This is a genomic window from Citrobacter sp. Awk 4 (assembly GCF_028069725.1).
GTDB lineage: Bacteria > Pseudomonadota > Gammaproteobacteria > Enterobacterales > Enterobacteriaceae > Citrobacter_D.
This window is the reverse complement of sequence record NZ_JANEWG010000034.1, coordinates 19,766-34,242: the sequence shown is the minus strand read 5'-3', so window position 1 is coordinate 34,242 and position 14,477 is coordinate 19,766. Positions and strand designations below refer to the sequence as shown.

Below are 14,477 nucleotides of genomic sequence, written 5' to 3'. Positions count from 1 at the left end.
GGCGGCCTGTTGCGGGCTGCCCGGATCTTCTTAGTAAAACAGCAGCGCAATCAGCCAGGCTGCCCACAGCAGCGCAATCAATCCCAACGCTTTACGAAATTGTTTCAGCGCCCCCTGACGTCGTTCATTTAGCGTTAACCGTTGCAGCCTTTCGCGCCGCCAGATGAAAAAGAGCGCAACGCCCGCCTGTTCATTATTCTCTTGATCGATCACCGCTAAATAATGCGCATCCAGCCAGACTCGCCAGCAGCCAAAACAGGCTAATCCGCACAGCAATGCGATGACCGCGCGCACTATCCCGACCTGTCCGGCAAACACCACCCACAAAAGCGGCGCAAGGATAAAAAACAGCAAAAAACGCCAGCTCGCCAGGGTGTGTTGCAGCAGGTGCGACGCTAAATCATCGTCATTAGTTACACTGTCACGCTTGTTTTCCATTGTTCCAGTAGCTCCAGATGTTCAGGGGTGAAAACCACCTGCGAACGGGCTTCGCGGACACGGGCAACCGCGTGCGCGACGTTCAGTGTCGGGTCGCGCCACAGCAACCATGCCGCAGCCACCAGGGCGCTGCGCGAAAGTCCAAGCGCGCAGTGAACAAGCACGCTCCCGTGCGTGGCGCGTAGCGCTTCCAGCGCATCCACCGCCAGACGCAGCGTCTTCTGGTCCGGATTTACCAGATCCAACAGGGGGACGCACTGGTAAACATGTCCATCCACCGCGCGTGACCGCGCAAATTCGCTGGTCAAATCCAGTACCGCCCGTGGCGTTGGCGGCATTCGAGGGTACACGCCCAAAAACACCCCATCCGCAAGCGGGCTTACCGTCGGCAAATGGCGGGTGTAGAGGAGCATGGAAAGCCACATGCCTGCGCGCCAGGGCAACAGCAGCCACCAGGCCGCGCAGGTTAACCGCCCTTTTTCATCTTTTTGCAGCGCGTCGACGCCCAAAACACCGTACGCGAGCGAAACAATCAGCAAGGCAATGGCGGGCCACCACAGCCAGTACGTCATGAAGGTTCCCGCCAGACACACCAGCGCGCCCGCGAAATAGCGTCCTGCCAGGGTGAGATGTTTTCCGCCTGCCCATTGCCAGCGCCATGTGCCCTTTGCGGGGATCAGCCAGTCAATCAACATGCCGACCGCCAGCCCGGTGACGACATCAATGGCGTGATGCTGCCAGGTCGTCAGCACAGAAACCGCGATCAGCAAAAACCAGCCAGTGCTTAGCGTCCGCCAGCCTCCGCTCAGATGGCGGTTGAAATGCCGCCACAGCAGCCAGCATAAAATAATATGCAATGAAGGCGACTGGTTGTAGGGCAAATCAAACTGTTCAAGCTGGCCGAACAACCAACCTGCCAGACCGCTAATTTCTGGTCTGACAAAGGTAAAACGCAGTGGAAACAGCAGGAAACCGGCACAGGCGACCACGGATGCCAGCGCCAGTCGCCCGACCAGACGGCGTTGTTCATTCAGCGACGTGCAAATAAACAGCGACAAACCGTACAGCAGATCCAGACTCCAGTAAGGAATGATAGTGAGCGGCACAAACGGAATATGCCGCTCCCAGTCAAAGACGATGCTGCCGATACCGTCTCGTCCGGCGGTGAATTGATTGACCTGCCCGTAGGTCAGAAAGAAAAACGGCGCGAGCAACAGCAGCCAGCCGATACCCTGAACGAAAAGGGGGCGTTGAACCGTCATGATGCGCGACGCACCGCCATTGAGACAGTGAAAATGCCCCATTCATCGATCAGCTGGTCGCATTTATCGAACCCCGCTTCGTGTACCAGCGCATCCATTTCACCCTGGGTGCGCACACGCATCACCCACGCTTTACCGTCTTTGTGGCTGGTGAGCGACCAGGCGATGGTTTTGAGCTGTGGATGCCAGGGCTGCCCGGTGTAGATGAGAATGCCGCCCGGTTCTATCGCGTCCGCCAGTCCGGCAAGCGAGTTTCGCACCAGCGTGTTGTCTGGAAACAGTTCATACAGACCGGAGACAATGCCCAGCGTCGGACGCGGCTCAAGCGTGGCCAGTTCCGTGCGGTTAAAGGCATCGCCCCGTTCAAACCGCGCCCTTCCCGCCATCCCGCGCTGCGCGATCATCTCCTGACCTTTCAGCACGTTCAGCTCGCTGTAGTCACGCAGTAATATTTCGCTCACCGCCGTTTCGCCTTGCAGCGCATCGAGCACATAGCGGCCATGACCAGCGGCGATATCAACCACCCGCACGGGCGTTCCTTGCGCGTTCAGTTGCGCGACCGCTTGTTGGATCAGCGTCTGAAGATGGGCTTTTCGCTGGCGAATGCCTTTCCAGCCCACGCTGTTGAGATAGTTTTTATCAATCAGACGCCCCAGCGCGCTGCTGCCCTGCGGCTGATTGCGATAGACGTAGTCCAGCGTACTGCCGGAATCAAAACCGGTTTCAAATCCCAGACGAACGCCTGCGGACTGTGTACCCAGCATTTTCATGCCGTAACGCAAACTGCGGTACGCGATATCGTCGACAGAGAATGGTTCTGGCCCGCCGCTTAATATCCGCCAGGTGTCAGCGCCTGGACTCCAGCGGTCTTCATGGCGGTAGTCAAAGAATTGAGGCGGTCTTGCGTAGAGCGTATCGATAAAATCCCGCATTTTGTCAAAAGCCAGATGACGCTCTTTTTCGCCCAGCGTGTCGTGATAGAAACCGGGTAGAACATGCAATTCTTTGTGCGGATTGCGCAGACGCTGGTAAAAATCGATCTGTGGCTTTCGATGCACAACGAAATCTTCGCCAGAGACCAGTAGCTGGACAGGCAAGGTAATCGCCCCCGCGTCGCTGACAATGCGCTCTGCCGTTTTGTAGAGATCGAGCAGGATATTGACGGCAATCGGGCGGGTGATCAGCGGGTCCTGATTGAAACTCGCCACCCGCTCGTGATCGTGCGTCAGATACTTGCCTTTGACATAGGAATTGACAAAGAAAAGCCCGCGCAGACGGTGCATCAGCGCAAGCCCTGGGCGGGCAAACGGGACGTACAACTTCACCTTAAACGCCGGAGATGCCAGCACCATCCCGCGAATTCGTGGAGCATAATCATGGGCCCAGGTCGCCGCCATCACCGCACCAACGCTTTGCGCAACCACCACGACCTCTTCCAGCGCTGTCTGGCTGTCGGCAGCGGCAAAACGGACAAACTCATCAACATCCTTCACCGAACGGGCCAGCGACGGACTGTATCCTCGCGCCCCAGGTGAACGCCCATGCCCCCGCGCATCCCAGGCATAAAATGCGGTGTCCGGCATCGCCAGTTCATCAACGATATGTTGCAGACGCCCGGAATGTTCGTGCCCTCGATGAAACAGGACAATCACTTTGGCGGGGGGGAACGCCGTCTGCGCTGGCCAGTGGCGATAAAACAGCTCGCAATTGTCGCTGGTCAGAAAATGCCGTTCATCCGGTGTGCGATGTTGGTTCATGAGCGTGGTTTCCTGTTGTTTGTTGCTGAAGCGCCAACAGTTGTTGCTTCAGTTCATCCATAAACACGTTTTTCTCGGGATGACACACCAGCGCGTCTCCCACACAGACGTCAATAAAGAGCGGGAGCGGAATACGATTTCCCCGCGCCATCACCTGTTCTGTCCCGCGCAGCCAGACGGGAATGATCGGGACTTCCGGCAACTGTTGGCTCAAACGCCACACCCCGGATTTCAGCGGCGACAGTTTACCAGGTTCGCCGCGAGTCCCTTCCGGGAAGATAATCAGTATTTTGTTATCACGGAGCGCCTGTTCACACTGCGCCAGCGGATTGGCGTCCCCTCCCTGGCGAGAGATGGGGATAATATTGATGATATTGAGCGCGAACCAGGCCATCCATTTATTACGCAGAAAATAGTCGGCTGCGGCGACCGGATGGATCTGCGCCTGGCGGCGTAACGGAAACAGCGACAACAGGGCAAACACATCCATATGGCTGTTGTGATTTGCCACGATGATCGCCGGTCCGTTTTGCGGCAAGCGTTGCCGATGTTTGACCCGCAGCCCCAGCCACAACCAGATAACCGGCCAGACGATGCACAATGAGAACAGCGTTCTAAGCAGTTTTGTCATCATAGGTTAGTAATAAAAATAACGAATAAAATGGAAAAAGACCGGTGCAGTGAAGATCAGCGAGTCCAGTCGGTCGAGGATCCCGCCGTGGCCGGGCAATAACGTACCGCTGTCCTTAACGCCGATATCACGCTTGATGGCCGACATCACCACATCGCCACAGAATCCGGTCACCCCGATAATCAGCCCGGCAAGCAGCGCCATTGGCCAGCTTAACGGCGTGAGTAATGGCCCCAGCAATAGCGCCAACAGCGCCGTGGTCGCCACGCCGCCCACCAGTCCTGCCAGCGTTTTATTGGGGCTGACTTTCGGCGTCACCTTGATGCGCCCAAGCGATTTCCCCCACAGGTATTGGGCAATGTCGTTAAACTCGGTTAACCCGACCAGAAAGAGCACCAGCAACGCGCCGGTTTGTTTGTCGTCACCGGGTAGCACCAGCAGAAACGCGACGTGACTGAAGGCGAACACGGTCGTCATCAGACTCCAGTGCAGTTGGGAGGCGGTACGCAAAAATCCCTGTGTATCACCGGCGATCACCATCCGCGCAGGTAAAAATAAAAAGACATACACCGGAATAAACACCACGAACATGCCGTACCAGCCAATGCCGATGAGCCAGTAGTTAATGGGAATGGCGATAAACATCCACAACAGCGGCATACGATCGGAATGACGCGAAGGCACCAGCGTCAAAAACTCTTTTAACGCCATAAAACTGACGATCGCGAAAAAGGTCAGCGCCAGCCAGCGTGGGCTTAACATCGCCAGCGAGAACAGGATGATAATGACCCACCAGGTGCGGATACGTAGCGTGAGTTCGCGCCAGTCTTTACCGGGGCGCAGCCACACCAGCAGCATGTTCACCACCGTTGCCAGTATTAACAGAGCAAAAATGACCGCCAGTGATTTTTCCAGCAACATCATTTCGCCCCCTCTTCACGCAATGCGCTCCGGCAACGGTTCACCACCGTCCACAGCAGCAGCGCGATCGCCACCGCCCAGACAAGGTTGTTCCACTGCACAAGCTGAGGCCAGATGGCCAGCGCCAGCCCCCACGCGCCAAACACCAGCGCCCTGTCGCTTTTACCCAACGGACCGCTGTAGTTACGTACGCCGTCGATGGTTTGCACCAACACGCCACAGAATTCGGTCATAGCCGCACAGAACAGCATCACCAACACCAGCGCCAGAGAGCTGGCGGGCAGAAACAAAAACGGCAGGTAAAGTGCAATGTCTGACACGACATCACCCACTTCATTAAGAATAGCGCCAAGGCGGGATTGTTGATGGCATTCTCGCGCCAGCATACCGTCCAGCGCATTGAGCGCCATGCGAATAAATAGCACTACCGGCAACAAGAAAAACAGTTTCGGTTCGGGGAAATAACTCAATATCGCCCCGGTTACCAGGGAAAGCGCCATTGCGGCAAGGGTAACGTGGTTAGCGGTCACACGGCGTCGGTTCAGCCAGAACATCAATGGACGCAGAAGTGCCTGAAACGCGGGTTTTATCTGATAAAGCGTCATTACCTTTCCCTGATAATTGATAGACTTCCCTATAGTGTATCAAGTATTAACAATGGACTAACGCTTTTCACCCTCCCGGTGAGTATTTCTGAAAATACCCGCAAAAAATGATAACAAGTGAACGTCATCGCCGCGCGTCTGCCACCGGTTGGCAGGTATCTGGCAAATCTGACAAATAACCTGGCAAATGCAAGCAAACCGTTTCCACTGTCCTATTGCTATGTTAGCGATAGATAAACCGCGCACAAAAGCGGTCACAAACGCAGAACAACACAACAAGACGAGGTTATATATGGACCTGACTCCCCGCAAAACAGCGCTGGCGTTGGCTGTCGCCCTGCTGTGCTCCTGGCAGTCGCAGGCATTCGCACATGGCAGTGAAGCGCAGATGCTGCCCATGACAAAAACCCTGCAGGATTTTGGCGCAGATGTGCAGTGGGATGACTACGCGCAGATGTTTACCATCAGCAAAGACGGTGCTTTCGTTAAAGTTAAGCCGGGCGCGAAAACGGCCATCGTCAATGGTAAATCCCTGACGTTACAGGTTCCCGTGGTGATGAAGAACAAAAAAGCCTGGATCTCCGACGGATTTATTAATGAAGTTTTTCAGTCCGATCTGGACCAAACTTTCCAGGTGGAAAAACGCCCCCACCCGCTTAACTCCCTGACCGCCGACGAGATAAAGCAGGCCGTTGAGATCGTCAAAGCCTCGCCTGATTTCAAACCGAATACCCGCTTTACCGAAATTTCCCTGCGTGAACCGAATAAAGAGGAAGTCTGGGATTTCGCCCTGAACGGAACCCCGGTTAAACAATCCCGTAAGGCTGATGTCATCATGCTGGATGGCAAAAACATCATTGAAGGCGTGGTTTCGCTGGATGACAAAAAGATTGAGTCCTGGACGCCCATCAAAGATGCCCACGGTATGGTCTTGCTGGACGATTTCGCCACCGTGCAAAATGTCATTAACGGCAGCGAAGAGTATGCCCAGGCGCTGGCAAAACACGGCGTCACTGACCCGAAAAAAGTGATCACCACCCCGCTGACCGTCGGCTACTTTGACGGCAAAGATGGCTTAAAACAGGATGCGCGCTTACTGAAAGTGATCAGCTACCTGGATGTCGGCGACGGTAACTACTGGGCACATCCGATTGAAAACCTCGTCGCCGTGGTCGATCTTGAGCAGAAGAAAATCATCAAAATTGAAGATGGCCCGGTGATTCCGGTGCCGTTGACGCCGCGCGCGTATGACGGCCGCGATCGCCATGCCCCGACGGTAAAACCGCTGCAGATCGTCGAGCCGGAAGGCAAGAACTACACCATTACTGGCGACATGATCCACTGGCAAAACTGGGATTTCCACCTGCGCCTGAACTCGCGCGTCGGTCCGATTATTTCAACCGTCACATTTAACGATAACGGTAAGAAGCGCAAGGTGATGTACGAAGGATCGCTCGGCGGCATGATCGTTCCTTACGGCGACCCGGACATTGGCTGGTATTTTAAAGCCTACCTGGATTCCGGCGATTACGGGATGGGGACGCTGACCTCACCTATCGAACGCGGTAAAGATGCGCCAGGTAACGCCGTACTGCTGAATGAAACCATCGCGGACTACACCGGTAAACCGACGGAGATCCCGCGCGCCGTGGCTATTTTTGAACGCTACGCGGGCCCGGAATATAAACACCAGGAGATGGGACAACCTAACGTCAGTACCGAACGTCGTGAACTGGTGGTACGTTGGATCAGTACTGTCGGCAACTATGACTACATTTTTGACTGGGTTTTCCATCAGAACGGCACCATCGGCATTGATGCTGGCGCCACCGGGATTGAAGCGGTGAAAGGCGTACAAGCGAAAACGATGCATGATCCGAGCGCGAAAGACGATACCCGTTACGGTACGCTGATCGATCACAATATTGTCGGCACCACCCACCAGCATATTTATAACTTCCGCCTGGATTTAGACGTCGATGGCGAGAATAACAGTCTGGTGGCGATGGATCCGGAAGTGAAACCAAACACCTCTGGCGGGCCGCGTACCAGCACCATGCAGATTAATCAGTACAACATCAGTAATGAGAAAGATGCCGCGCAGAAATTTGACCCGGGCACCATTCGTTTACTGAGCAACACCAACAAAGAAAACCGCATGGGCAACCCGGTGTCCTATCAGATAATCCCTTACGCGGGCGGTACGCACCCGGTGGCGACAGGCGCGAAATTCGCCCCGGATGAGTGGATCTACCATCGTCTGAGCTTTATGGACAAACAGCTGTGGGTCACGCGTTATCACGCAGAAGAACGCTTCCCGGAAGGCAAATACCCGAACCGTTCAACACATGATACGGGGCTTGGGGAGTACACCAAAGACAACGAGTCGCTCGACAATACCGACACCGTGGTCTGGATGACAACCGGCACCACCCACGTGGCCCGCGCGGAAGAGTGGCCGATGATGCCAACCGAGTGGGTACATACCCTGTTGAAACCGTGGAACTTCTTTGACGAGACGCCGTCGTTAGGCGCGAAGAAAGAGAAGTAACGTTGGGAATGAGAAAAACGGCGCGCTGCGCCGTTTTTTTTATCTCTGCATAAACACCGGCTCTTGCAGTGGTGGTCAGCAACCGATTTTGGCTTTACCTGAATGTCCAGGGATTTAAAACGAACAAAACGGGCGGAGGTTTCTTTCCGGGAGCTTCATCATCGAAGTCAATTCCACCGGCTATGCAGTTGATTTTGGCGGGGATAAGGGCGCGGAGAAGAGAGTACAGCTTGCTCAATATTCTGATGATGGGTTATCCGGCCTGCAATATGAGGTACCCGGCAAGCAACACGCTACCGGGTACCTGTTCAGAGATTAATAGCGCACGCACACCGACTTGGTTTCACACCAGCCGTCCAGCCAGTCCGGACCGAAATCACGCCCGGTACCGGACTGTTTCATTCCGCCGAACGGCAGGTTGGCATCAATCAGCGTATGGCTGTTAACCCACACCGTTCCGGCCTGTAAACGGTCAGTATATTCCAGCGCTTTGCTGATGTTTTGCGTCCAGACACTCGCCGTCAGACCGTATTCCGTATCGTTCGCCAGTTGAAGCGCTTCTTCACCATCCGCCACGCGCACGAGGTTAACGACCGGACCGAAAACTTCTTCTCGCGTCAGACGCAGCTTCGCATCCGGGTTCACCACCAGTGTTGGCGTCACGTAGTACCCTTTCGAATCCGGAATTGCCGCGCCGGAGAGAAGCTCCGCATGGTTGGCACGGGCATCATCGAGGAAAGTCTGTACTTTGTCGCAGTGCGCTCTGGAAACCAGTGGGTTAATCTGCGCCTGTAGTGACATCCCCGGCCCGATGGTCAATGATTTGACGGCCTGCTCAAAGCCACTTACCAGCGTGTCAAAAAGCGGGGCTTCGATGTAAATGCGCGAACTGGCCGCACATACCTGTCCCTGATTCAGGAAACTTCCGGTCATCAGGCCTTCGATTACCCACTGTGGGTCGGCATCGTTCAGCACAATCGCCGGGTTTTTACCGCCTAACTCCAGCGTCACGCCCGTCAGCCTGTCAGCCGCCGAACGCGCGATGTTTTTCCCCGTCGCCGTTGACCCTGTAAAACTCACTTTCGCGATATGCGGATGGGTGGTGAGCGCTGCGCCGCACACGGCACCGCTGCCAGTTACCACGTTGAAGACGCCATCCGGGATCCCGGCTTCTGTCGCCAGTTCCGCAACGCGCAGCAGCGTGAGCGGTGTGGTTTCAGAAGGTTTGATCACGATAGAGCATCCCGCCGCCAGCGCAGGCATCACTTTCCACATCCCGATCATCAGCGGGAAATTCCACGGCACAATTCCGGCGACCACCCCCACCGGCTCTTTACGCGTCCATGCCTGATAACGCGCGCCTTGCGGCAGCGGAATAGAAAGATCCAACGTTTTACCGGCAATTTTGGTCGTTAATCCGGCGGTATAGCGCATCCAGTTCAGCGTACAACCGACTTCAAATGCCCGGGCAATCGCGATCGATTTCCCCTGTTCCAGGGTTTCGAGCTGCGCCAGTTCCTCGCTGTGCTGTTCAACCAGATCCGCGAAACGCAGCAGAATTCGTTCACGTTCAGCGGGTAATTTGCCTGCCCATGTGCGTGAAACAAAAGCACGCCAGCCGGACATCACCGCGCGATCGACATCGGCGACACTGGCATCCGCCGTTGAGCCGATCACCTCACCGGTGGCCGGGTTGTAGAGGTTGAGGCGCTTATCGCCATCGGACGGCGTCTGGCGCCCATCAATCCAGAGCCCATGCTGCCTGTCCAGAAAGTGTTGTACCGCTGCAAGGACGGTGACCTGTGTATCAGACATACATTTCTCCATAGTGTTGCAGGTTGTCCAGACAGTCTATGCCGCCTTCACGAAACAGGCTTTTTGCTCTGTGACAATCGCTTTGTTTGCTGTGACAGGCTCCGCAAATACCAAGAATAACCCCTACAAACGCTATGCCCGGCGAGCGTTATTTCCTATAGTCAGCCACAACGCCCTTGCTATTTGCAACATTAACGCAACAGAACTTAAACAATGCACAAGGCAGCGAGATAAAAATGGCTGGTGTGAGCGAGAAGGACCAATACGAACAATGGCTGGCGCAGATCAATCAGGTTTGCGGCAGCTTTGCCGCCCGCCCGCTGGCGGGTGAATTTGTTGGCGAACTGGAATCAAGTTTTGCTAATAATCTGAAGTTGAGCACAGTCACGGTGGGAGGGGTAAACCTGTTTCGTACCCGCCAGGAAATTAAGCACAGCAATGACGCCTGGTTTTATACCGTGTTTCAGCTCGACGGTAAGGCGGTGATGGAACAGGACGATCGCCAGATCGAACTTGAAACCGGCGATATTACGCTCATTGACGCCTCGCGCCCCTGCTCTTTTTACTGGCCGGCAAAAGCCCGTCAGGTTTCATTGTTGCTGCCACGGCAGATCCTCGAACAACACTTTCGCTTTCAGGAAGTCAGCTGTGCGCAAAAGCTCTCGCGGGATCTTCCCACCGTGCAACTGAGTCACCGACTGTTGCAGGAAAGCATGAGCAATACGGGCATGAGTGAGACGGAAAGCGAGGCGGCGCTGGAGGCGATAGTGTGTCTGCTAAGACCTGTTCTGCAACAGCAGGAGAGCTTACCGCCGCGTAAAGAGCGGCAGTTTCGCAATGTATTGTCGCTGATCGACGCGCATATCCAGTCAGAAACGCTACGCCCGGAATGGGTCGCCGCCGAGAGTGGTATGTCGGTGCGCAGTTTATACCGCATGTTCGCGGATAAAGGTCTGGTGGTGGCGCAATACATTAAAAATCGCCGTCTTGATCTTTGCGCGCAGATGCTGCGAACGGCCAACGGAGAAGAAAAACTGGCGGGTATTGGCTATGCCTGGGGGTTTGCCGATCATAGCCATTTTTCGACCGCCTTTAAGCAGCGCTTCGGCATTTCGCCAGGCGAATACCGTAAGCGCTATCGCTAATTATTTTTGCATCCATTTCCCGTTGATGCCCTGAACATACTCGCCAGGCTTCGCACGTTCGACCAGTTTTTGCCCTGCCATTTTCGCCACTTGATCAACCGGAATATGGTTGGTTTCGGCCAGTTGTTGATAGCTGGCGTTGCGCGCCTCATTGATTTTTTTCACCAGCGCCTGCGTTTGTGCATCGTTTTTCAGCGCGACCAGATAGCCATTCAACGTTTCCCCGACACGCCCCTGGGTGCGGGCTTCATTCAGGGTCAACGCCATCACATTGCCGCTCAGCAAACTCAGAATAAGCACCGTCAGTGTGAGCTGTTTTTTCATCATGACCTCAGAATAGATCGCTGCGCGACTTCAGTAAGCTTTCGACGTCTTTATCCACTTTGATATGAATTTCATGTTCAATTTTGACATTCATATTGATTGTGATGGGCTCTTCGGGCGCAGCAACTTCAATACGGGGCGTACAGCCGGTCACTAACGCAGAGGCACACAGCGCCAGCATGGCAGTCATCGTTTTCATTGTGGTTCCTCACATTCCTTGCCTTCCGGGCAATGGGTTTCTGGCAACGCTGTATTTTGTTCTAGCCATGCCTGTAAATTGTCGCCAAAACGCAAACTGCGCCAGAGCGTAAACACATTTTCTTCATGGGTGTAGTTCAGGTTTACCCGCCCTACTTTTCCATCAACGCGACTGCTGCCTGCAATCGTCGCCTGCATGGTTAATACCCCCAGATTATCTAAATTGATTTTCGTCCAGGAATGGGCAATTTCCATATAACGTAGCCAGTTGATCGCCGCACCCGCGGCCATATTGTCTTTGACCACGGCGTCGGCAGTGTCTTTGTCAATACGCAACGTCATCGGGCCTGGATTCGTCAGCCAGCCATCTTTGATGATCCATTTTTCATTGTTCAACCACAGCGGTAACGCGCCGCTAACCGGGCCGGACATGGCAAACTGTTTGGGATTGACCGCGCTGATAAGCTCGCTTGACGAGATGTTCTGTACACGCAGAAGTGCGGGATCGTGCTGTGGCATCCGCAACTGCTGCATGGTGACTTTCCCGCCCAGCAGATCGACGCTGACATCACTCAACAGCAGAGGGTCCTCTTCGCTCCAGGGATAATTCCCCTGCAGGTCGGCGGTGATATTTTTCGCCGTCACCTGGTTGACGACTTCTGCAATACGTAACGACACCGGCCCCCGCGTGCCCAGTTGCCAGACACCGGCGCTAAAACGAAACGGCAGCACAAAATCCACGCCATTGATTTCATTGTCAGGCATCCACGCGCTACCGCCTTTCAGCACGCCGTGACCGCCTGCTTCAAAACCCTGCTCTTCGGCGGCGGAATACGCAATCTGCGCATACAACTCGCCTTCGCGTAATTTCATCTTCCATTCAGGCGGTATTAACGGTTGAAAAACCGTCAGTGACTGCTTTGGCCACCAGGCTTGCCCGCGCAGACGCAGACCATCCCAGCGCCCGTTCACCCGTACCGGCCCGATCGCCCCCGCATGCAGGTCGCCTTTATACTGGAAAAAAGTGGGATCGCGCCCTTCAACGCTGAATTTCAGCGTCGAAGGTGGTAACACGCTGCCGCCAGTAAAGGTTGTCTTTCCCGCATCAAAGGACAATGCGCCGCTGAGGGCGGGTTTCTTCGCGTCACGCACCCACACCACCGGCTGTTCGAGTATCAGACGCGGATTTTCCACCTTCATGGTGCCGTACTGCAGTTGGTCAAATCCGGTAGACAGATCGGTGAGGGTGATCGTTTCGTCATGCCACTCGCCCCGACCTGCGACGTCCCAGTGGGCATGCATCGGGGTAAAGCTGCCCGTTCCCCAGTAGCGCCACTGCCAGCGCCCCGCATCAGGGAGAAAGTCATTCGCCATACCATCGAGGTGCAGAACAAAGTCACCCATTTTGTTCTCGTGAGCGCGCAAAATGGCCTGCAAGCGGCCATCGACGCCACGCGGCGTCACCTTCACGCCCGCCAGCGGCCAGCGGATCTCATCAATATCCAGAGAATCGATAACCCGACCACGGGAACGCAGCAATGCGCCTGGCGCAAAATCCAGTTGCGGCGCGGCCAGACTGCCAGTGAGTTGTGCCGGCAGGATTGCGTAGAAAATCAGGTCGCCCTGTTTCGCTTCCCCGGTGACCTGCAATGGCATCTCACTATTATCCATACTGAGTTTTCCCGGCCCGAATGCGAGCACCGCGTTCCCTTTCCCCGCATCGCCCTGGGTAAGCACGTTCAACCGCCCGCTCACGACCGCATTTTCGGTGCCAGCCTGCCAGTTCTCTATTTTGAGCCCCATCCGCCCGCTAAGGGGAAAACCCTGATACGGCCACGCCCAGCGCCCGTCGCTAATGGTGAACTGCTGACGTGTCACTTCCCAGGGGAGATCCAGCAGCGGATCCGGATTGTCGCGCGCCATCACGACCAGTTGACCCGCGTTATCACGCCAGTCAATTTCAGCATCCACCAGTGATGGCTCTTGCGGCAAACTGAGCGTCGTCACCGCATGACCACTCACGGGCAGCCCATCGGGAACCAACGGCAGAGTGAACTCCCCGACCAGTTTCACCGGTGGCTGTTGCTCGAAAGCGGACACTTCCAGTTCACTGACGGTGAGCGTCTGCCCGCGCAGGTGGCCCTGGAATGTGACTTTATCGCCCTGATAACGGAGTTGCTGGAGAGTGGGTGTCAGAGAGACAGACAGCTTCCCCTGCCACTCCTGCCAGGGCGAAAGGATAATTTTGTCGATATTAATCCAGGTATTCGGCAGCATCGACTGCCATTCAGCCAGCGTTTTAGGGGCGGCCGGTGATTGTTGGGCCTCAGGGAGTTTTGCCAGACAGGCGGAATCAAGCTCGATTGCGCCCACATTTAGCCGCCAGCGACTCGGGTGAGAAAGCCCGGCCTCTGTCACTTTCGCTAATTGACAGTCACCGACCAGATAGCGCAGTTCAGGGATGTGCAATCCATCACGCGTAAGACGCGGACTCTTATCCAGTGCGATACGCGTACCCACTGGCAGCCAGATACCCGCCAGTGTGGGAACCCATAACCCCAGCGTCATAATCAACGTCAGCGGTACCAGGGTCAATAATAGAAGTAGTGCGAGAACGGCTTTATATTTACCCTTCATGGGTAGTTAATATCCTGATTTAGCGAAAAATATAGCCGGTTAAGGCCCGTATTGTGGCATGTTTAATCGTGCTGTTTAAGAAGGCGCCACTAATAAGGATAGATGCTCCAGAATTATATGTAATATTATATAGAATACAGATTTTTCATAAAGATATCTAATGAATCAGGGACATAGAGATGAAGACCATCAC

Annotated in this window: 12 protein-coding genes; 2 read left to right on the top strand and 10 right to left on the bottom strand. The window is 55.0% G+C overall.

Annotated elements, in window-relative coordinates; translation table 11 throughout:
* Positions 1-30 precede the first annotated feature (30 nt).
* The 6 genes from NNO04_RS15090 to NNO04_RS15065 are packed head-to-tail and all read right to left on the bottom strand — an operon-like array spanning position 31 to position 5,614.
* Positions 31-438: a hypothetical protein gene (locus NNO04_RS15090; protein ID WP_271445371.1), complete on the bottom strand. Its 408-nt coding sequence runs from the start codon at positions 436-438 to the stop codon at positions 31-33.
* On the bottom strand, positions 414-1,700 hold the full coding sequence (locus NNO04_RS15085; RefSeq protein ID WP_271445370.1) for a phosphatase PAP2/dual specificity phosphatase family protein: 1,287 nt from the start codon (positions 1,698-1,700) through the stop codon (positions 414-416). The genes NNO04_RS15090 and NNO04_RS15085 overlap by 25 nt, the downstream gene beginning before the upstream one ends.
* Positions 1,697-3,457, bottom strand: coding sequence for a bifunctional alpha/beta hydrolase/class I SAM-dependent methyltransferase (locus tag NNO04_RS15080; RefSeq protein ID WP_271445369.1), 1,761 nt, complete (start codon positions 3,455-3,457; stop codon positions 1,697-1,699). The genes NNO04_RS15085 and NNO04_RS15080 overlap by 4 nt, the downstream gene beginning before the upstream one ends.
* Positions 3,432-4,088, bottom strand: coding sequence for a lysophospholipid acyltransferase family protein (locus NNO04_RS15075; RefSeq protein WP_442870741.1), 657 nt, complete (start codon positions 4,086-4,088; stop codon positions 3,432-3,434). Before NNO04_RS15075 ends, NNO04_RS15080 begins: the two co-directional genes overlap by 26 nt.
* Positions 4,089-4,094: 6 nt before the next feature.
* Positions 4,095-5,012 carry a phosphatidate cytidylyltransferase gene (locus NNO04_RS15070; protein ID WP_271445367.1) on the bottom strand — a complete coding sequence of 306 codons (918 nt, stop codon included), beginning with the start codon at positions 5,010-5,012 and terminating at the stop codon, positions 4,095-4,097.
* On the bottom strand, positions 5,009-5,614 hold the full coding sequence (locus NNO04_RS15065) for a CDP-alcohol phosphatidyltransferase family protein (RefSeq protein WP_271445366.1): 606 nt from the start codon (positions 5,612-5,614) through the stop codon (positions 5,009-5,011). The genes NNO04_RS15070 and NNO04_RS15065 overlap by 4 nt, the downstream gene beginning before the upstream one ends.
* 292 nt (positions 5,615-5,906) lie before the next feature.
* Between NNO04_RS15065 and tynA the strand changes: the two genes are divergently transcribed.
* A complete protein-coding gene (tynA, locus tag NNO04_RS15060) occupies positions 5,907-8,165 on the top strand; it encodes a primary-amine oxidase (protein ID WP_271445365.1) in 2,259 nt (752 codons plus the stop codon).
* 315 nt (positions 8,166-8,480) lie between these two features.
* On the opposite strand, the gene NNO04_RS15055 is transcribed toward tynA, so the two are convergent.
* Positions 8,481-9,980, bottom strand: a complete 1,500-nt coding sequence (locus NNO04_RS15055; RefSeq protein WP_271445364.1) for an aldehyde dehydrogenase family protein — start codon at positions 9,978-9,980, stop codon at positions 8,481-8,483.
* Between the two features lie 236 nt (positions 9,981-10,216).
* Here NNO04_RS15055 and feaR point away from each other — a divergent pair, with 236 nt between their 5' ends.
* Positions 10,217-11,125, top strand: a complete 909-nt coding sequence (feaR, locus tag NNO04_RS15050; protein ID WP_271445363.1) for a transcriptional regulator FeaR — start codon at positions 10,217-10,219, stop codon at positions 11,123-11,125.
* On the opposite strand, the gene NNO04_RS15045 is transcribed toward feaR, so the two are convergent.
* From NNO04_RS15045 to NNO04_RS15035, 3 genes are read right to left on the bottom strand one after another with little or no spacing between them, the layout of a single operon-like run.
* On the bottom strand, positions 11,126-11,449 hold the full coding sequence (locus tag NNO04_RS15045; RefSeq protein WP_271445384.1) for a YdbL family protein: 324 nt from the start codon (positions 11,447-11,449) through the stop codon (positions 11,126-11,128).
* A gap of 7 nt (positions 11,450-11,456) precedes the next feature.
* Positions 11,457-11,648: a YnbE family lipoprotein gene (locus tag NNO04_RS15040; protein WP_162382189.1), complete on the bottom strand. Its 192-nt coding sequence runs from the start codon at positions 11,646-11,648 to the stop codon at positions 11,457-11,459.
* Complete coding sequence (locus tag NNO04_RS15035) at positions 11,645-14,284, bottom strand: YdbH family protein (protein WP_271445362.1); 2,640 nt, start codon at positions 14,282-14,284, stop codon at positions 11,645-11,647. Before NNO04_RS15035 ends, NNO04_RS15040 begins: the two co-directional genes overlap by 4 nt.
* Positions 14,285-14,477: the final 193 nt, after the last annotated feature.